This is a genomic window from Streptomyces roseirectus, assembly GCF_014489635.1.
Lineage (GTDB): Bacteria > Actinomycetota > Actinomycetes > Streptomycetales > Streptomycetaceae > Streptomyces > Streptomyces roseirectus.
This window is the reverse complement of record NZ_CP060828.1, coordinates 7,977,013-7,995,207: the sequence shown is the minus strand read 5'-3', so window position 1 is coordinate 7,995,207 and position 18,195 is coordinate 7,977,013. Positions and strand designations below refer to the sequence as shown.

Annotated in this window: 13 protein-coding genes; 7 read left to right on the top strand and 6 right to left on the bottom strand. The window is 72.2% G+C overall.

Going from position 1 to position 18,195, the window contains the following annotated elements; translation table 11 throughout:
• The first annotated feature begins 181 nt into the window (after positions 1–181).
• Positions 182–1,705 carry an acetaldehyde dehydrogenase ExaC gene (gene exaC, locus IAG44_RS34570; protein ID WP_187751008.1) on the top strand — a complete coding sequence of 508 codons (1,524 nt, stop codon included), beginning with the start codon at positions 182–184 and terminating at the stop codon, positions 1,703–1,705.
• Here exaC and IAG44_RS34565 read toward each other — a convergent pair.
• Positions 1,702–2,718 (bottom strand): LacI family DNA-binding transcriptional regulator, encoded by a 1,017-nt coding sequence (locus IAG44_RS34565; RefSeq protein ID WP_187751007.1) that lies wholly within the window; start codon positions 2,716–2,718, stop codon positions 1,702–1,704. The genes exaC and IAG44_RS34565 overlap by 4 nt on opposite strands.
• A gap of 386 nt (positions 2,719–3,104) precedes the next feature.
• On the opposite strand from IAG44_RS34565, the gene IAG44_RS34560 reads away from it, so the two are divergent.
• From IAG44_RS34560 to IAG44_RS34545, 4 genes are read left to right on the top strand one after another with little or no spacing between them, the layout of a single operon-like run.
• On the top strand, positions 3,105–4,418 hold the full coding sequence (locus IAG44_RS34560) for an extracellular solute-binding protein (RefSeq protein WP_187751006.1): 1,314 nt from the start codon (positions 3,105–3,107) through the stop codon (positions 4,416–4,418).
• The gene (locus tag IAG44_RS34555; protein ID WP_187751005.1) at positions 4,415–5,317 is read left to right on the top strand and encodes a carbohydrate ABC transporter permease; all 903 of its coding nucleotides are present in this window, start codon (positions 4,415–4,417) and stop codon (positions 5,315–5,317) included. Before IAG44_RS34560 ends, IAG44_RS34555 begins: the two co-directional genes overlap by 4 nt.
• Before the next feature lies 1 nt (position 5,318).
• Positions 5,319–6,212: a carbohydrate ABC transporter permease gene (locus tag IAG44_RS34550; protein ID WP_187751004.1), complete on the top strand. Its 894-nt coding sequence runs from the start codon at positions 5,319–5,321 to the stop codon at positions 6,210–6,212.
• Positions 6,213–6,233: 21 nt separating this feature from the next.
• Positions 6,234–8,630: a beta-xylosidase/alpha-l-arabinosidase gene (locus tag IAG44_RS34545; protein WP_246562254.1), complete on the top strand. Its 2,397-nt coding sequence runs from the start codon at positions 6,234–6,236 to the stop codon at positions 8,628–8,630.
• A gap of 3 nt (positions 8,631–8,633) precedes the next feature.
• On the opposite strand, the gene IAG44_RS34540 is transcribed toward IAG44_RS34545, so the two are convergent.
• The 4 genes from IAG44_RS34540 to IAG44_RS34525 form a co-directional block, all read right to left on the bottom strand.
• Positions 8,634–9,803, bottom strand: coding sequence for a fumarylacetoacetate hydrolase family protein (locus tag IAG44_RS34540; RefSeq protein WP_187751003.1), 1,170 nt, complete (start codon positions 9,801–9,803; stop codon positions 8,634–8,636).
• Positions 9,804–9,954: 151 nt separating this feature from the next.
• Complete coding sequence (locus tag IAG44_RS34535) at positions 9,955–10,500, bottom strand: SRPBCC family protein (RefSeq protein WP_187751002.1); 546 nt, start codon at positions 10,498–10,500, stop codon at positions 9,955–9,957.
• Between the two features lie 35 nt (positions 10,501–10,535).
• Entirely contained in the window at positions 10,536–11,726 is a 1,191-nt protein-coding gene (locus IAG44_RS34530) for an FAD-dependent oxidoreductase (RefSeq protein ID WP_187751001.1), read from the bottom strand.
• A gap of 10 nt (positions 11,727–11,736) precedes the next feature.
• On the bottom strand, positions 11,737–12,708 hold the full coding sequence (locus IAG44_RS34525) for an NADPH:quinone reductase (RefSeq protein WP_187751000.1): 972 nt from the start codon (positions 12,706–12,708) through the stop codon (positions 11,737–11,739).
• A gap of 158 nt (positions 12,709–12,866) precedes the next feature.
• Here IAG44_RS34525 and IAG44_RS34520 point away from each other — a divergent pair, with 158 nt between their 5' ends.
• Together IAG44_RS34520 and IAG44_RS34515 are read left to right on the top strand one after the other, a co-directional pair.
• A complete protein-coding gene (locus IAG44_RS34520; RefSeq protein WP_187750999.1) occupies positions 12,867–14,846 on the top strand; it encodes an FAD/NAD(P)-binding protein in 1,980 nt (659 codons plus the stop codon).
• 331 nt (positions 14,847–15,177) lie between these two features.
• Positions 15,178–16,551, top strand: a complete 1,374-nt coding sequence (locus IAG44_RS34515) for a nitrosuccinate lyase (protein WP_187750998.1) — start codon at positions 15,178–15,180, stop codon at positions 16,549–16,551.
• 87 nt (positions 16,552–16,638) lie between these two features.
• Here the strand turns inward: IAG44_RS34515 and IAG44_RS34510 are convergent, their stop codons facing one another.
• Positions 16,639–18,186, bottom strand: coding sequence for a carboxylesterase family protein (locus IAG44_RS34510; RefSeq protein ID WP_187750997.1), 1,548 nt, complete (start codon positions 18,184–18,186; stop codon positions 16,639–16,641).
• Positions 18,187–18,195 lie beyond the last annotated feature (9 nt).

Here is an 18,195-nt window from a genome sequence, read left to right as displayed (position 1 = left end):
CCGCACCCGCACCCGCACCCGCACCCGCACCCGCACCCGCACCCGCACCCGCACCGTACGCACACACGCTCAACGAACCCCGCGCCGGTTCCCCCCGGACGCAACGTCCGTGCAACGTCCCGTTCCGTACCGTCCGTCGGAGCTGTCCAACGGCGGGCAGCGCTGCTGAGGGAGGTATGGGATGACTCGTTACGCCGCACCCGGGTCGGAGGGGGCGATCGTCTCCTACGAGGGGCGTTACGACCACTTCATCGGCGGGGAGTACGTGCCGCCCGCGCGCGGGCAGTACTTCGAGAACCCGAGCCCGGTGAACGGGCAGCCGTTCACGGAGGTCGCGCGGGGCACGGTGGAGGACGTGGAGCGGGCGCTGGACGCGGCGCACGCGGCGGCGCCCGGGTGGGGGCGGATGTCGGCGACGGAGCGCTCGGACATCCTGCTGAAGATCGCCGACCGGATGGAGGCGAACCTGGAGGCGCTGGCCGTCGCGGAGAGCTGGGAGAACGGCAAGCCGGTGCGCGAGACGCTGGCGGCGGACATACCGCTGGCCATCGACCACTTCCGGTACTTCGCGGGGGCGGTGCGCGCGCAGGAGGGTTCGCTCAGCGAGCTGGACGACGACACGGTGGCATACCACTTCCACGAACCGCTCGGAGTGGTCGCGCAGATCATCCCGTGGAACTTCCCGATCCTGATGGCGACGTGGAAGCTCGCGCCGGCGCTGGCGGCGGGCAACGCGGTCGTGCTCAAGCCGGCCGAGCAGACGCCCGTCTCGATCCACTACTGGATGTCCCTGATCGCCGACCTGCTGCCGCCGGGCGTCGTGAACATCGTCAACGGCTTCGGCCTGGAGGCGGGCAAGCCGCTCGCGTCGAGCCCGCGCGTGGCGAAGGTCGCGTTCACCGGGGAGACCTCGACCGGGCGGCTGATCATGCAGTACGCGGCGGAGAACCTGAAGCCGGTGACGCTGGAGCTGGGCGGCAAGTCGCCGAACCTCTTCTTCGACGACATCTGGGACAAGGACGACGACCTGCGCGACAAGGCCCTCGAGGGGTTCACGATGTTCGCGCTGAACCAGGGCGAGGTGTGCACGTGCCCCTCGCGCGGGCTGATCCAGCGCGGCAACTACCCCGACTTCCTCGCCGCGGCCGTCGCCCGCACCGAGCTGATCAAGCCGGGGCACCCGCTCGACACCGAGACGATGATCGGCGCGCAGGCGTCCGGCGAGCAGCTGTCCAAGATCCTCTCGTACATCGAGATCGGCCGGAAAGAGGGCGCGAAGATCCTCACGGGTGGTGAACGCGCCGAGTTCGACGGCGAGTTGAAGGGCGGCTATTACGTCCGCCCGACCATCTTCGAGGGCGACAACCGGATGCGCGTCTTCCAGGAGGAGATCTTCGGGCCCGTCGTCTCCGTCGCCGGGTTCGACGACTTCGACGACGCCATCAAGATCGCCAACGACACGTCGTACGGGCTCGGCGCGGGTGTGTGGACCCGCGACGTCAACACGGCCTACCGGGCGGGCCGGGCGATCCAGGCCGGCCGCGTCTGGACCAACTGCTACCACGCGTACCCCGCGCACGCGGCGTTCGGCGGGTACAAGCAGTCGGGGATCGGGCGGGAGACGCACAAGATGATGCTGGAGCACTACCAGCAGACCAAAAACCTCCTCGTTTCGTACAGCCCGAAGAAACTCGGGTTCTTCTAGAGGCGATCGCGGGGCGGTGCCGTCGAGGCGCGCACCACGAGTTCCGTCGCGAGTTCGATGTGGTGGGACTCGACCTTCTCGCCGTTGACCAGCCGAAGGGCGGTGCGCAGGGCCGCACCGCCCATCTCCCGCAGCGGCTGACGCACGGTGGTCAGCGGCGGCGAGGCCATCTGGGCGAGGCTCGTGTCGTCGAAGCCGACCACGCTCAGGTCCTCGGGGACGCGCAGCCCCCGGGTGCGGGCGGCCTCGATGGCACCGAGGGCGATCTCGTCGTTGCCCGCGAAGATCGCCGTCGGTGGCTCGTGCAACCCCAGGAGCACCGTGGCGCCGAGCAGCCCGGTCTCGTACGTGAAGTCCCCGGGCCGGACGTAGGCGTCCGGCACCTGCGCGCCCTCCTCCTCCATGGCGGCGCGGTAGCCGTGCACGCGTGCCTGGTTGGCCATGGCCATGGCCGGTCCGCCGATGTAGGCGATGCGGCGGTGGCCCAGGGAGAGCAGGTGCCGGGTCGCGGCCAGCCCGCCGCCGAAGTTGGTCGACCCGACGCTGTGGACGCGGCTGTCCGGCAGGTGCAGCGGGTCGAGGACGACCAACGGCAGCCCGGAGCGGGCCAGTTCGTCCATGTGCGCGGTGGTGTACCCGCTGGTGACCGCGATGACGGCGCGGCGTCCGGCCGAGACCAGGTCCCGGGCCCAGTGCGGGGCGTGGGACGCCTTGCTGATCACCACCGAGGCCCCCGATTCGGCGGCGGAGTCGATGATGCCTTCCAGGGTCGCGGCCACGTACGACTTGAGGCCGCCCTGGAACTGCACCTCGACGGTCGGGCTCTCGGCGGCCTCGGTGTGACGGAACACCGGCGCGAGGTAGTCGTGCTGCCGCAGCAGTTCCTGTACCCGGCTGCGGGTGTGCGGCGCCACGTCACCGCGGCCGTTGACCACTTTGGACACGGTCGCGACGGAGACTCCCGCCGCCTGGGCGATATCGGCCAAGGTGGTGCGCCTGGCGTTCGGACGCATCGGTTCCTCCCAGCTGTACGTCCACCGGTGTGGTGAGCTGCCGGTCGGGCCGGCCGTGCGGGTGGAACCGGTCAACCGTACGGCACCCCGGCAGCGGCCTCAGGCATGACCTGGGCCGACCGTGCGTCAGCCGCGGACATCACATCACCTCTCCGTCCCAGGTCAGTCGATTTCGAAATGGTTTCGGTCCACCGCCAGGGCCCCTCAGGAGTCGTTCTTGCCCGATATTAAGGGGCTGTCCGCAACACGACAACATGCCTGCACGCACCTTGACAGGGCGTCAGTTCGATACCTAATTTGCACGGACAGAGCTCGGAGAAAGCTGTTTCGAAAACCTTTCACCATGACTCACGAGATGCTGACGGCTCTCGAGTGCGGAGAAGAACATGGCGCTCTCCCGACGTACCCTCCTCGGCCTGGCCGCCGCCGCGCCGGCCTCCGCGGCCCTCGCGGCCTGCGGCTCGTCCGGCCCCAGCGAGAGCGGTGGTGGAACCGCCACGTACTGGCATCTGAGCGGCCAGCCTCAGGAAGGCGTCAGAACCGGTGCGGTGGAGCGGTTCAACAAGGCCAACCCCAAGGGCAAGATCGAGGTCACCACCTTCGAGAACGACGCCTTCAAGACGAGGATCAAGACCGCCATCGGCGCCGGGAAGGCGCCCACCATCATCTGGGGGTGGGGCGGCGGCACGCTGCGCACCTACGTGAAGGCCGGCCAGGTCGACGACCTCACCCCGTGGTTCGACGAGAACCCTGAGTTCAAGAACCGGCTCTTCCCGAACTCGCTCGGCCCGGCGACCGTCGACGGCAAGCTCTACGCGGTGCCGTTCGAGAGCGTGGAGCCGATCGTCCTGTTCTACAACAAGAAGGTCTTCGACGACGTCGGCGTCCAGCCGCCCCAGTCCTGGGACGACATCATGGCCCTGGTGCCCAGGTTCAACGCGAAGGGCATTGCGCCGTTCGCCCTCGGCGGCCAGTCCCGGTGGACGAACATGATGTGGCTGGAGTTCCTGTTCGACCGCATCGGCGGCCCCGAGGTGTTCCAGGCCATCTACGACGGCGAGAAGGACGCCTGGTCCCACCCGGCCGCCATCGAGGCGCTGACCAAGGTGCAGGACCTCGTCAAGGCGGACGGATTCATCAAGGGCTTCTCCTCGATCACCGCGGACTCCAACGCCGACCAGGCGCTGCTCTACACCGGCAAGGCCGCGATGATGCTGCACGGCACCTGGTCGTACGGCATCCAGCAGAACGAGGGGAAGAACTTCGTCTCCAGCGGCGGCCTCGGTTTCATGAACTTCCCGCCCGTCGAAGGCGGCAAGGGCGACCCGAGCAACTCCGTCGGCAACCCCGCCCAGTACCTGTCCATCTCCTCGAAGGCCAGCGCCGAGCAGAAGGAGATCGCGAAGAAGTTCTTCGCCACCGGCGTCCTCACGGACGAGGAGGTGAAGGAGTGGATCGACACCGGGGCGGTGCCGATCCGCAAGGACTCGCAGAAGCTGCTGGCCGGGTCCAAGAGCTCCGAGTTCCTGGAGTTCGTCTACGGCGTCGCCAGCAACGCGAAGGCGTTCGGCCAGTCCTGGGACCAGGCGCTCAGCCCGACGTCCGCCGAGGCGCTGCTGGACAACATCGTCAGGCTGTTCCAACTGTCCATATCGCCGCAGCAGTTCGCCTCCAACCTCAACAAGGTCATCGGCACGTGAGCGCACTCACCAGCTCCCCGGCGCGCGAGGGCCGGCCCGGCATCCTGCCCTGGCTGGCCGTACCGGCGCTGCTGTTCTTCGTCGGCTTCGCCGTGGTCCCGCTCGTCGGCGTCTTCCTGCTGAGCTTCACGACGTGGGACGGCATCGGCTCCATCGAGCCGTCCGGGCTGACCAGTTGGCGTGCGGTGCTCACCGACCCCGGGCTGCCGCACGCCCTGTGGGTGACGTTCCTGGTGATGGCCGTGTCCTGGGCGGTCCAGACCCCGGCGAGCATTCTGCTCGGCACGTTCCTGGCCGGCCGCCAGCGTTACCGTGCGGTGCTGAGCCTGATCTACTTCGTGCCGCTGCTGCTCAGTTCCGCGGCGATCGCGGTCGCGTACAAGGCGCTGCTGGACCCCAACTTCGGGCTGGGCGCCGGGCTGGGGTTCGACTGGCTCAGCAAGGACTGGCTGGGGCGTCCCTGGCTCGCCTTCGGCGTCGTCATCTTCGTCGTCTCCTGGCAGTTCGTGCCGTTCCACTCGCTGATCTACCAGGGGGGCGTCCAGCAGATCCCGAAGTCCCTGTACGAGGCGGCGCAGTTGGACGGTGCCGGGCAGATCCGGCAGTTCTTCAGCATCACGCTGCCCCAGCTGAAGTACACCATCATCACCTCGTCGACGCTGATGGTGGTCGGTTCGCTCACCTTCTTCGACCTCATCTTCGTCCTGACCGAGGGCGGTCCGGGAGACGCCACCCGGGTCCTCGCGCTGGACATGTACAAGCGGGGTTTCCAGGCCAGCCTGATGGGGCCGGCCAGCGTCATCGCGGTCATCCTCGTCCTGGTGGGCCTCGCCCTCGCCCTGCTGCTGCGCCGGCTCGGCGGCCGGGACGCCGGTGAGAGCCAGCTGGAGGGAGTCTGACATGACCACCACGCTCACCAAGCCTCAGCCGCAGAAGACCGCCCGCCGGGAGCGGGGACACCGTCGCGGTACGACCGCCGGGCGGCGCAACTGGCTCGGCGGTCTGGCCGGATGGCTCTGGCTGGCCGTCGTCGTCATCCCCCTCTACTGGATCCTCGTCACCAGCCTCAAGGAGCAGAGCACCTACTACGCGAGCAATCCGCTGGCGCTGCCGACCGATCCCACGCTGGACAACTACAGGCTGGTCTTCGAGTCCGACTTCGTCAGCTACCTCTGGAACAGCGTCGTGGTCACCGTCGGCGCGGTGGTGCCGGCGGTCGCGGTCTCCTTCATGGCCGCCTACGCCATCGTGCGCGGCTGGCGCATGCGGTTCCTGCGGGTGGTGAACGGCCTGTTCCTCATGGGCCTCGCCATCCCCCTTCAGGCGACGGTCATCCCGGTCTACCTGATCATCATCAAACTTCAGCTGTACGACAGCCTGCTGGCGCTGATCCTGCCGTCGATCGCCTTCGCCATCCCGCTGTCCGTGCTGATCCTCGCCAACTTCATCCGCGACGTGCCCAAGGAGCTGTTCGACTCGATGCGGGTGGACGGCGCCACCGAGTGGGGGACGCTGTGGCGCCTGGCGGCGCCGCTCACCCGCCCGGCGATCCTCACCGTGACCATCTTCAACGCGCTGACCATCTGGAACGGCTTCCTGCTGCCGCTGATCCTCACCCAGAGCCCGTCCCAGCGGACGCTGCCGCTCGCGCTGTGGACCTTCCAGGGCGAGTACGGGGTCAACGTCCCCGCGCTCCTGGCCGCCGTCGTCCTCACCACCCTGCCCCTGATCATCCTGTACGTGTTCGGCCGCCGCCAGCTGCTGAGCGGTCTGACCGCCGGATTCAGCCGTTGACCGAGAAAGTGAAACGCTGACGTGGCCGTAGAGCCCACCACAGAGACCCCCGCAGAACCCCCCACCGGGATCTCCCCCTGGAACGACCCCGCCCTTCCCGTCCCCGCGAGGGTCGACGCCCTGATCGGCGCGATGACCCTTCAGGAGAAGATCGCCCAGCTGTACGGCGTGTGGGTGGGCGCCTCCGACCAGGGCGGTGAAGTGGCCCCCCACCAGCACGACATGGAGGAGGCCGTCGATCTCGACGCGCTCCTGCCGGACGGCCTGGGCCAGCTGACCCGGCCGTTCGGCACGGTCCCGGTCGACCCCGCGCTGGGCGCGCTCTCCCTGGCCCGGACCCAGCGCCGGATCGCCGCCACGAACCGGTTCGGCATCCCCGCGCTCGCGCACGACGAGTGCCTGGCCGGCTTCGCCGCCTGGGGGGCGACGGCCTACCCCGTCCCGCTGTCCTGGGGCGCGACCTTCGATCCGGACGCGGTGCGGCGCATGGCCGCCGCCATCGGCCGCGACATGCGTGCCGTCGGCGTCCACCAGGGGCTCGCGCCCGTCCTGGACGTGGTGCGCGACGCCCGCTGGGGTCGGGTCGAGGAGACCATCGGCGAGGACCCGTACCTCGTCGGCACCATCGGGACGGCGTACGTGCAAGGTCTGGAGTCCGCCGGGCTCGTCGCCACCCTCAAGCACTTCGCCGGCTACTCGGCCTCCCGCGCCGGACGTAACCTCGCCCCCACCTCCATGGGCCCGCGGGAACGCGCCGACGTGCTGCTGCCGCCCTTCGAGATGGCGATCCGTGAGGGCGGCGCCCGGTCGGTGATGTGCGCCTACACCGACACCGACGGCATGCCCTCCGCAGCGGACGAGGATCTGCTCACCGGGCTGCTGCGCGACACGTGGGGCTTCGACGGCACTGTCGTCGCCGACTACTTCGCCGTCGCCTTCCTGCGGACACTGCACGGCGTCGCCGTCGACTGGGCCGACGCCGCCGGCACGGCGCTGCGCGCGGGCACCGACGTCGAACTGCCCAACGTCAAGACGTACGGCGCCCCTTTGGCCGGTGCCGTCGCCGACGGCCGCGTACCGGAGGCGCTGGTCGACCGCGCCCTGCGCCGGGTCCTCACCCAGAAGGCGGTGCTCGGCCTGCTCGACCCGGACTGGAACCCCGTGCCGGCCGCGCTCGACGGGGCGAACCTGGACGACATGGACGACCCGGAAGCCCTGCGCGGCCGGATCGACCTGGACGGTCCCGGGAACCGCGCGCTGGCCCGCACGGTCGCCGAGGAAGCGGTCGTCCTGCTGAGCAACGACGGCACCCTGCCGCTGGAGAGACCGCGCCGCATCGCGCTGCTCGGCCCCAACGCCGACGAACCCACCGCCGTCCTCGGCTGCTACTCCTTCCCCCAGCACATCGGCGTCCGCCACCCCGGTACCCCGCTCGGCATCGCGCTGCCCACCCTGCGCGACACGCTCACCGCCGAGTTCCCCGGCGCCGAGATCACGGTCGCCCGCGGCACCGGGATCGACGACGGGGACCTCTCCGGCATCCCCGAGGCCGTCCGGGTGGCGCGCGAGGCCGACGTCGCCGTGGTCGTGCTCGGCGACCGCGCCGGGGTCTTCGGGCGGGGCACCAGCGGCGAGGGGTGCGACGTCGAGGCGCTGGTGCTGCCCGGCGCGCAGCAGGACCTGCTCGACGCCCTGCTCGACCTGGAGACGCCCGTGGTCACCGTCCTGCTCGCGGGACGGCCGTACGCCCTCGGGCGTGCCGTGACGGAGTCCGCCGCGATCGTGCAGTCCTTCTTCCCCGGCGAGGAGGGCACGCACGCGATCGCCGGGGTGCTCAGTGGCCGTACCGAGCCCTCCGGGCGTCTCCCGGTCGGCGTGCCGCGCGGGGCGGGCTCCCAGCCGGCCACATACCTCGGGGCGCGGCTCGCTCACGTCAGCAAGGTGTCCACCGCCGATCCGACGCCCGCGTTCGCCTTCGGGCACGGGCTGTCCTACACGCGGTTCGACTGGACCGACCTGGCCGTGGACGTCCAGGAGGCGCCGACCGACGGCGAGTTCGCCCTCGCCTTCACCGTCCGCAACACGGGCGGGCGGGCCGGGACCGAGGTCGTCCAGCTCTATCTGCACGACCCGGTCGCCTCCGTCGTCCAGCCGGTGCAGCGCCTCGTCGGGTACGGCCGGGTCGCCCTGGAGCCGGGTGAGGCGCGGCGGCTGCGGGTCACTCTCCCGGCCGACCTCGCCTCCTTCACCGGGCGCGACGGGCGGCGTGTGGTCGAACCGGGCGAGCTGGAGGTGCGGTTGGCGGCGTCCAGCGCGAATGCGCGGCTGACGGCCAGGGTCGTGCTGACCGGGGCCGAACGCCGGGTGGACCACACACGGCGCCTGCACGCGACCATCGTGCAGGAGCCGGTCGCCTGAAGCTCACAGCAGGCCGCGCCGGGCGAGGCTGCGCATCAGCGCCCCTACGCCGAACGTCCACGGCGTGGCCTGCTCGCTGGGGACGACGGTGTTGACGAGCGCGCCGAGGCGCGGGCTGGAGATCCGCACGACGTCGCCGTGCTCGTGGGTGAAGCCCGCGCCGGGTGCCTGCCGGTCCTCGGTGGGGGCGAACAGCGTGCCGGTGAACAGCACGAAGCCGTCCGGGTACTGGTGGTGCGGGCCGTGCGTGGCGGCCACCAGGTCCAGGACGTCGCGGCTGATCTCGCGCATGGAGCTGCTGCCGTGCAGGACGTAGCCGTCCGTGCCGTCGATCCGGAGGTCGATGTCAAGCCCTCGGACGGTGTCGAGGTCGAAGTCCTCGTCGAAGAGGCGGACGAACGGGCCGATCGCGCAGGAGGCGTTGTTGTCCTTCGCGCGGGACAGCAGCAGGGCGCTCCGGCCCTCGATATCACGGAGGTTGACGTCGTTGCCGAGCGTCGCGCCGCGCACCCGGCCGCGCGAGTCGACGACGAGGACGGCCTCGGGCTCGGGGTTGTTCCACACCGAGGCGCCGAGCACGCCGATGTCGGCGCCGGTGCCGACCGCGGACAGGACCGGGGCCTTGGTGAACACCTCCGGGTCGGGGCCGATCCCGACCTCCAGGTACTGCGACCACAGCCCTTCGGCGACGAGCAGTTCCCTGGCCTTGTCCGCCTCCGGCGATCCGGGACGGATGCCGTCGAGCGTGCCGCCCACCACCTCCCCGACCCGGTCCCGGATCCGCGCGGCCTGCGCCGGATCACCGCCCGTGCGCTCCTCGATGACGCGTTCCAGCAGACTCCGGGCGAAGGTGACGCCCGCGGCCTTGATCACTTGCAGGTCGACGGGCGCGAGCAGACGCGGAACGTCCTGGTTGCCGAGCAGGTCGTCCAGACGCCAGACCTGTCCGCCGGCGGCCTCGCGGACGACGTCCGCCGCGTCGTCGCGTTCCATGAGATCGGCGACGGTCGGGGCGACGGCGGTCAGATCGACGACCTCCTCGCCACGCACCGCCGCCACACACGGCCCGTCCGGGCCCTGGACACGCGCGACGAGGGCGGCCCGGTCGGCGTCCGCCGGCAGGACGGAGCCCGCCGTCAGGACCGGGCGGGGGCGCGCTGCTGCCGATTCCACGATCGCTGCTCTCCTGGGTTCGAGGGGGTTCGGTGGGAGTCGCGGGACGCCCGTCGAACACCTCGCACCCGCCCCACGGGTCGTACCCTGCCCGGCCATCATCGAATGACGCGACGAACGGCGTCCAGGGGGCGAACTGCGCCGGGTCCCCTCACGCCCCTTCGATCACCCGCTTGATGCCCGCCACCGTCCGCTCCACATCGGCCGCCAGCTTCGCGTTCCACTCGGTGACGAAGCGTTCGCGGCCGGGCTCGTCGAGGGAGGCGAAGATTTTGGAGAGGCCCTCGGTGAGGCGGCCGAGGCGGTAGTGGTGGACGAGGTGGCTGCCGCCGGCGGTGGGGGAGATCTCGAAGGACCAGGTGCTCTCCTGGGGTTCGCCGGCGGAGGTGAGGATGATCCAGCGGAAGACGGAGCCGGGGACGGCTTCGACGACCTCGGAGAGGGTGGACCAGGTGCCGCGGATGACGGGGGCCCAGGGGACGGCGTCGGCGCCTCGGAGGTTGGTGCCCTCGAAGACGGCGCCGACGGTGGACGGGGTGCCCTTGATCCAGGTGCCGCCCCGGCACTCGGGGCTCCACTCGGCGCTGCGGCCGAGGTCGCTGACGGTGGCGTAGACCGTTTCGGGGGAGGCGGCGATGAATATCTCCGCGCGGACCTGGAATGTGGTCACGCCGGGGCGTTCGTAATCGGTGGTCATTTTCGGTGTGCTCGCTCTCTGGTAGGGAGGTGATTTCACGCGGTGCGCTGGAATTCCCGGTCGCCGTGCAGCCATTCGACCTTTTCGTGGAGTTCGTCGGCGCTCAGGGCGGACAGTTCCGCGTTGCGGATCTTCGCGGCGACCCCGGCGGGGTGGTAGACCTGCCGCCCCATCTCCCGCGCGACGAGCTGCGTGCGCGCGGCCCGGGTCCGCCGCAGCGCGGCGTACGCGCCGAGCCGGGCGGGCAGCGCGTCGGCGGAGATCTGCGGGCCCAGCAACTCGCCCAGCAGGACGGCGTCTTCGAGGGCCTGACAGGCGCCTTGCGCGGCGTACTGGAGCATGGGGTGCGCGGCGTCGCCGAGGAGGGCGACGCGGCCGTCGACCCAGGTGGCGACGGGGTCCCGGTCGCACAGCACCCAGCGCCGCCACCCCTCCCCCAGCCGCAGCAACTGCCCGGTGACGTCGCCGAGTTCGGGGAACTCGGCGAGGACGGCGGCCCGCTCGACGGCCTCCCCGGCGACGGCCGTGACGGCGCCGTCGTCCCGCGTCGCCGCGAGGTTCAGCTCGCGCCCGCCGCTGATCGGGTAGTGGACGAAGTGCCACTGCGGCCCGGCCCACAGGCACACGGCGTTGGCGCGCAGCTCCTCGGGCACCCGGTCCATGGGGATGACGGACCGGTAGATGGTGTGCCCGGACACGCGCGGCTCGCCGTCGCCGAGGAGTTGCCCCCGGACGGCGGAGCGGATGCCGTCGGCGCCGATCACCGCGTCCCCGGCGACGCGGGTGCCGTCGGCGAGCAGCGCCCACGCCCCCGCCGCGTCCTGCCCGTACCCGCTCACGGACGCCCCGGTGACGAGCCGTACGCCGGGCCGCGCGCGGCACGCCTCGAGGAGCGGCCGGTACAGGTCGGTGCGGTGCACGACGGCGTAGGGGTTGCCGAAGCGGCGGCGGTAACCCCCGGTCAGCGGCATGGAGTTGATGAGTTCGTCGGTGGTGCCGTCGTACAGGCGCAGGGCGTCGACGAACACGGAGCGGGCCCGGACCTCGGCGCCGACGCCGATGCGGTCGAGGGCGTGGTAGGCGTTGGGGGCGAGCTGGATGCCGGCGCCGAGTTCGGTGAACTCCGCGCGCCGTTCCAGGACGGTGACCCGGTGGCCGTGCCGGGCGAAGGCCAGCGCGGAGGCGAGTCCGCCGATGCCGCCGCCGACCACCACGAGGTGTATCACTGCCGGTCTCCTAACGGTCCAGGTCGGGGCGGACGATGAGCCGTCTGCCGCGCAACTCGCCCTTCTCCATGCGCAGATGGGCGTCGGCCATCTCACTCAGGGGCACGCGCTCGATGTGCCGGGGCGTCAACCTCCCCGCCGCGACGAGGCGGTTGACGGTGACGGCGGCCTCGGCGAGCTGTCCGGTCGTCGCGTGCGAGATGACGAACCCGAGGATCGAGGCGTCCTTCTGGTAGAAGGGCCCGACGGGCAGGACAGGTCGTGCGGCCACCCCCGCGAGCAGCACGATCCGGCCCCGGGGCGCGATCAACTCCACCGCCTGGCTGAGGTCGTTGGTGCCGAAGCTGTCGAGGTGGACGTCGATCCGTCCGAGCCACTTCCCGAAGTCCGGTGCCCGGTAGTCGAGTACGGCCTCGGCGCCGAGCCCGCGCACGTACCCGGCGTCCGCCGCCGACGCCGACGCCACGACGCGGGCGCCCGCCTCGACGGCCAGCGTCACGAGCGCGCTGCCGACGTTCCCGGCGCCGCCCGCCACGAACACCGTCTCCCCCGGCCTCAGTCGGGCCTCGCTGAACAGTGCGAGGTAGGCGGTGGCTCCGGGATGCAGCACGGCGACGGCCTGTTCGGCGTCGGCGCCGGGCGGCAGGTGGTAGAGCCGGTCGGCGGGGACGACGGCCCGCTCGGCGGCGGCGCCCTGACGTCCGCCGTGGCCCAGGGAGTTGGTCCACACCCGGTCGCCGGGGCGGAAGCCGGGGGCGCCGGGGCCCGCGGTCAGGACGGTGCCGACGAGGTCGCGGCTGACGACCAGGGGCAGCGGGACGGGGGTGCGGAACCGTCCGGAGCGCACGAGGGTGTCGACGGGGTTGACGGTGGTGCACTCGACCTCTACCAGCACGTCGGTCGGTCCGGGCGTCGGCTCGGGCAGGTCGCCGTGGCGGATCCCGTCGGACGGCCCGAGTTCGGTGATGTAGGCGGCACGCATGACGTCAGACTGTCGCCGGACAACGCCGTCGGACATGCGGTGCGGGGGAATTCGTCAGGTCCGCCGGGGGACCTGACTTATCCCCGTTTCCTTCATTGACGCGGGCTTCTCCGGGGCCGGAACTTCGCAAAGGAATTCGCGCACCTGAGGAGATTCGGATGAGCAGAAGGCATAAGGAAATCTGTGTCGTCGGCGCGGGCCCCCGGGGACTGTCCGTGCTGGAGCGGCTGTGCGCGGGCGAGCGCCTGAACCCCTCCGACGCCTTCGTCGTCGTCCATCTCGTCGACCCGAACACGCCGGGCGCGGGCCGGGTGTGGCGGGCGGGGCAGTCGCGGCATCTGCTGATGAACACCGTGGCCTCGCAGGTGACCGTGTTCACCGACGACAGCGTGCGGATCGAGGGGCCGATCGAGCCGGGGCCCTCGCTGTACGACTGGGCGCGCCAGCTCGCGCTGCTGGGGGTCGAGGGCCACGACTACGACGAGGACACCCTCGCGGAGGCGCGCCGCCTGGAGCCGGACTCGTATCCGAGCCGGGCGTTCTACGGGCACTACCTCAACGACTGCTTCCGGCAGATCCTCGCGCGCGCCCCCGGGCACGTCGAGGTACGGGTGCACCGCTCGCAGGCGGTCGCCATGTCCGACGTGCACGGCGTGCGGGGCGGCCGGCAGGGCGTGCGGCTCGCGGACGGGACGCGGCTGAACGACCTGGACGCCGTCGTCCTCGCGCAGGGCCACGTGCCGGCGCGCCTGACGCCCCGCCAGGAGCGGACGGCGGCGCTGGCCCGCATCCACCACCTCACCTATCTGACCCCGACCAACCCGGCGGACGCCGACCTCAGCGGGGTGCTGCCGGGCGAGCCGGTGCTGGTGCGCGGGCTCGGGCTGAACTTCTTCGACTACATGGCGCTGCTCACGCTCGGGCGCGGCGGCGTCTTCGAACGGCGGCCGCAGGGCGGGCTCGTCTACCGGCCCAGCGGACGCGAGCCGGTGATGTACGCGAGTTCGCGGCGCGGGGTGCCGTACCACGCGCGCGGCGCCAACCAGAAGGGCGCGCACGGCCGCTACCTCCCGAAGCTGCTGACCGCCGAGTACGTCGAGGGGCTGCGTTCGCGCGGCGCCGACGGGGACCGGCCCTACTTCGGCGAGGACCTGTGGCCGCTGATCCGCTGGGAGGTGGAGCACGTGTACTACACGACGCTGCTCGCCGCCCGGGGCGGGAAGGCCGAGGAGTTCGCCGAGGAGTTCCTGGCGCTCGGGCCCGGCGCGGACGCGACCGCGCTGCTCCAGCGGCACGGGCTCGAGCCCGACGCCCGCTGGGACTGGGAGCGGATCGTCTCGCCGCTCGCCGGGCGGGAGTTCGCGAGCCGCGAGGAGTTCGGGGCGTGGCTGCGCGGCTATCTGCTGCGCGACGTCCGCGAGGCCGAGGCCGGCAACGTCGAGGGGCCGCTGAAGGCCGCGCTCGACGTGCTGCGCGACCTGCGCAACGAGATCCGGCTCGCCGTCGACCACGGCGGCATCGACGGGAACTCCTACCGGGACGACGTCGAGGGCTGGTACACGCCGCTCAACGCGTTCCTGTCGATCGGCCCGCCCGCCTCCCGCATCGAGGAGATGATCGCCCTCCTGGACGCCGGGCTGCTGGTCCTCACCGGTCCTGGCACGCAGATCCGCTTCGACACCGCCGACCCGTCGTTCGTCGCGCACACGACGGCGGTTCCCGGGCCGCCGGTGCGGGCGCGGGCGCTGATCGAGGCGCGGCTGCCCGAGCCGGACGTCCGCCGCACCGAGGACCCGCTGCTGCGGCACCTGCTGGCCACCGAGCAGGCGGCGCCGTTCCGGATCGACGGGAGCTGCGGGACGATGTACGAGACCGGCGGGCTCGCCGTCGGCGAACGCCCCTACCACCTCCTGGACAGCCAGGGCCGGCCGCATCCGCGCCGGTTCGCCTTCGGCGTCCCGACCGAGGCCGTGCACTGGGTGACCGCCGCCGGGATCCGCCCCGGCGTCGACTCCGTCACCCTCGGCGACTCCGACGCCATCGCCCGCGCCGTCCTCGCCCTGCCACCGGTGGCCCGGGTCCCGCAGGAAGTGCGCCCGCTCCAGGACGACAGCGAGTGGTCCGGGGTGGTCGTGTGAGCGCGCTGACACGGGCGGCGTGCCAGGTACGGCGCCGGCGATCGGGAGGCCGCGCGGCTCCTCAGGGGGCGGCGGCTCCTCAGCGGGCGACGGATGTGCGGGGCACGGGGCGCGAGGCGGCGGGTGCGCGGAGCGCAGGGCCTGGCGCGGCGAATGCGCGGAGCGCAGGGCGCGGGGTAGCCGTCTCCTCCCTCGGGCGTGCCGGAACCGCCTTCTCCGGGACCACCTCCCCCGGTCGCGCCGAGTCCGCGCACCCCCTCAGCTCCCCCGCCCTCAACCCACCACCCCCCAACTCCCCCGCCCGCGACGCCCGTTCCCCCGAGGACGTCCGATGACCGCCCCCGACTCCGGTCTCCTCTCCCCCGTCCGCGCCGGCACCCCCGTGGAGACGGTCGTCGCCGACGACGCGTGGGTGCAGGCGATGCTGGACACCGAGGCGGCGCTGGTGCGGGCGCAGGCGGGGCTCGGGACGGTGCCGGAGGACGCGGCGCGGGTCATCAGCGCGGTCGCGGCCGAAGGGGGCCTGGACGTACGGGCGTTGGCGCTGGCCTCGCGGGAGACGGCGAACCCGGTCGTGGGGCTGGTCCAGGCGTTCACCCGGCGGGTGGCCCAAGTCGACCCGAGCGCGGCGGAGTTCGTGCACCGGGGCTCCACGAGCCAGGACGTCCTCGACACGGCGGCGATGCTGATCGCCCGGCGCGCGCTGCGCCTGATCGTCGCGGACCTCGACAAGTCGGCGGACGCGCTGGGCAGTTCGGCCCGCGCCCACCGGGACACCCCGATGGCGGGCCGGACGCTGGCGCTGCACGCCGTGCCCACGACGTTCGGTCTGAAGGCGGCGGGGTGGCGGGAACTGCTCCTCGACGCCCGGCGCCGGCTGGCCCGGGTGGCGGACGAGGGGCTGCCGGTGTCGCTCGGCGGCGCGGCCGGCACGCTCGCCGGGTACCTGGAGTACGCGGCGGTGGACGGGGCGCCCGGCGACAGGGCCGGCTATCCGGACCGTCTGGTCGAGGCGTTCGCCGCCGAGACGGGCCTCGCCGTCCCCGCACTGCCCTGGCATTCGCTGCGCACCCCGTTCGCGGACCTCGCCGCCGTGCTGGCGTTCACGGCGGGGGCGCTCGGCCGGGTCGCCGTCGACGTGCAGGCGCTGGCGCGCACGGAGGTCGGGGAGGTGGCGGAGCCGCCGGTGTCCGGGCGGGGCGCGTCCTCGGCGATGCCGCACAAGCGCAACCCGGTGCTGAGCACGATGATCCGCTCGGCTGCGCTGCAAGTCCCGGCGCTGGCGGGGGCGTTGACGCAGTGCATGGTGACGGAGGACGAGCGCTCGGCCGGGGCCTGGCACGCCGAGTGGCTGTTGCTGCGGGAGTGTCTGCGTCTGGTGGGCGGCGCGGCGCACACGGCCGTGGAGCTGGCCTCAGGTCTTGTGGTCGACCCCGGACGGATGCGCGCCAACCTGGACTTGACAGGCAGTCAGATCGTGTCGGAGCGGATCGCGGCCCGTCTCACCCCCCGCCTCGGCAGGGCCCGCGCCCGTGAACTCCTCACCCGCGCCTCCGTCGAGGCCGACGCGTCCGGTCAGCCCCTGGCCGCCGTGCTGGCCGGCCTGCTCCCCGAGGTCCCCGCCGAGGAGGTCGCCGAACTCTGCGATCCCACCCGGTACTTGGGGGCGGCGCCTGCCTTGGTGGACCGGGCGTTGGGCGACTGAGCCCCCGCCCCAAAAAAAGACCCGGGAGCGCCGGACCGGAACCCCCTCTCCGGACCGGCGCTCCCGCCTGTGCACCCAGCACCTCGCCTACGCTCCCGGCAGCCACTCCACCTCGTCCCAGAACTCCAACTGCCGCAGCTTCGACGGGTGTTCCACCCGAGCCCCCTCGACCCCGCCCAGGATCAACGCACTCGGCGTCCCCGGCGCGTACACCGGCCACTCCTCCGCCGGCGCCTCCCCGCGCACGAAGGACGCGACGAGGTCCACGAACGTGTCCGACACCCGCCGCTCCAGCGGCCCGTCCCCGAACTGCCCCACGAACAGGGGGTGGGCGTGGGACCCGAAGAGGAACTTGGACGTCGCGTCGTGCGGCGTCCCGAAGTGCGGCGCCCGCACCGGATGCGCGAACTCCATCACGTACTGCGGGGAGGCCCCCCGCAGCGCGTGCCGCTGGGCGAGCCGCACGATCTGGTAGCGGAAGACGGCGTCCCCCCACACCTCGGTCCACAGGGAGAGCGGATCGGCGGGCCGGCCCTCGTCGAGCGCGGCCTCGCGGTACGCGGCCACGCACGCGGCGGGCTGCCAGTCGGGTACGGAGTCGGTGCACTTGAGCATCACCTCCCGTACGGCGGCCCGCAGTTCGCGTTCGTCGGTGGGCGCGGGCGGCGCCGGGGGGAAGGACACGCTGTGCGGGTCGGTGAAGAAGGAGCCCTCGGTGCGGTTGTGGACCGACATCACCGGTATCGCCGGGACGACGGGCTCCTTCCCCACGCCGGTCGGCGCGTCGAGCACCGGCCCCCGGTACTCACGTCCGCTGCCCAGCACCCGCCCGGCGGGCGGCCCGTCGAAGAGCGCGTTCCACGCGGCGAACAGGGCGCCCGCCGGTACCGTGCGCAAGTCCCGTACGCCGACCCCGAGTTGCCCGGCGATCAGTTCGTACGCGCGGGTCGCGTCGGCGGGGGTGAGCCCCATCGTGGGGGCCCAGGGCCGGCTCGCGCTGATCGCGATGAGCCGGCGCGCGATGCCCCGGGTCTCCTCGGCGGCGGTGAGGAGGCGGGCGCAGACGGAGCCGGCGGAGGTGCCGCACAGGGTGATGGCGCCGGGGTCCCCGCCGAACGCCTCGATGTTGTCGCGGACCCAGCGCAGCAGCGCGGCCTGGTCCTGGAGCCCCCAGTTCGCGAAGCGCCCGGTGCCGGGGTCCTCGAACGCCTCGTGCAGCCCCCAACCAAAGGCACCGAGGCGGTAGTTGAAGGTGACGACGACCATATTGCCGAGCGCGGCGGGCTTGGCCCCGTCGAAGGTGGGCGCGCTCCCGGAGCCGACCTGCCAGCCGCCGCCGTGGACGTAGACCAGCACGGGCAGGCGGGCGCCGGGGTCGGGCGTCCACACGTTGGCGTACAGGGCGTCCTCGGTGCTGTCAGGAACACCGGGCTGGAGGAAGGCCGGGGCGAAGACGGTCGCGTCGCGGACGTCGGTCCAGGGGTCGGCCGGGCGGGGCGAGGCGAAGCGTGCGGCGCGGGCGTAGGGCACACCCCGGAAGACGTGCAGCGGACGCTGCCGGCACGTCTCCAGGGTGCCGCGCAGCTCGCCACTCGCGATCCGCACGACAGAGGTGGTGGTGAGACCGGAGGTCATGCTCGTACG

What these genes read in the sequence shown, in the direction of transcription:
- exaC (WP_187751008.1), top strand. Translation starts at nt 182, where the DNA reads ATGACTCGTTACGCCGCACCCGGGTCGGAGGGGGCGATCGTCTCCTAC.
- IAG44_RS34565 (WP_187751007.1), bottom strand. Translation starts at nt 2,718, where the DNA reads ATGCGTCCGAACGCCAGGCGCACCACCTTGGCCGATATCGCCCAGGCG.
- IAG44_RS34560 (WP_187751006.1), top strand. Translation starts at nt 3,105, where the DNA reads ATGGCGCTCTCCCGACGTACCCTCCTCGGCCTGGCCGCCGCCGCGCCG.
- IAG44_RS34550 (WP_187751004.1), top strand. Translation starts at nt 5,319, where the DNA reads ATGACCACCACGCTCACCAAGCCTCAGCCGCAGAAGACCGCCCGCCGG.
- IAG44_RS34535 (WP_187751002.1), bottom strand. Translation starts at nt 10,500, where the DNA reads ATGACCACCGATTACGAACGCCCCGGCGTGACCACATTCCAGGTCCGC.
- IAG44_RS34525 (WP_187751000.1), bottom strand. Translation starts at nt 12,708, where the DNA reads ATGCGTGCCGCCTACATCACCGAACTCGGGCCGTCCGACGGGATCCGC.
- IAG44_RS34520 (WP_187750999.1), top strand. Translation starts at nt 12,867, where the DNA reads ATGAGCAGAAGGCATAAGGAAATCTGTGTCGTCGGCGCGGGCCCCCGG.
- IAG44_RS34515 (WP_187750998.1), top strand. Translation starts at nt 15,178, where the DNA reads ATGACCGCCCCCGACTCCGGTCTCCTCTCCCCCGTCCGCGCCGGCACC.
- IAG44_RS34510 (WP_187750997.1), bottom strand. Translation starts at nt 18,186, where the DNA reads ATGACCTCCGGTCTCACCACCACCTCTGTCGTGCGGATCGCGAGTGGC.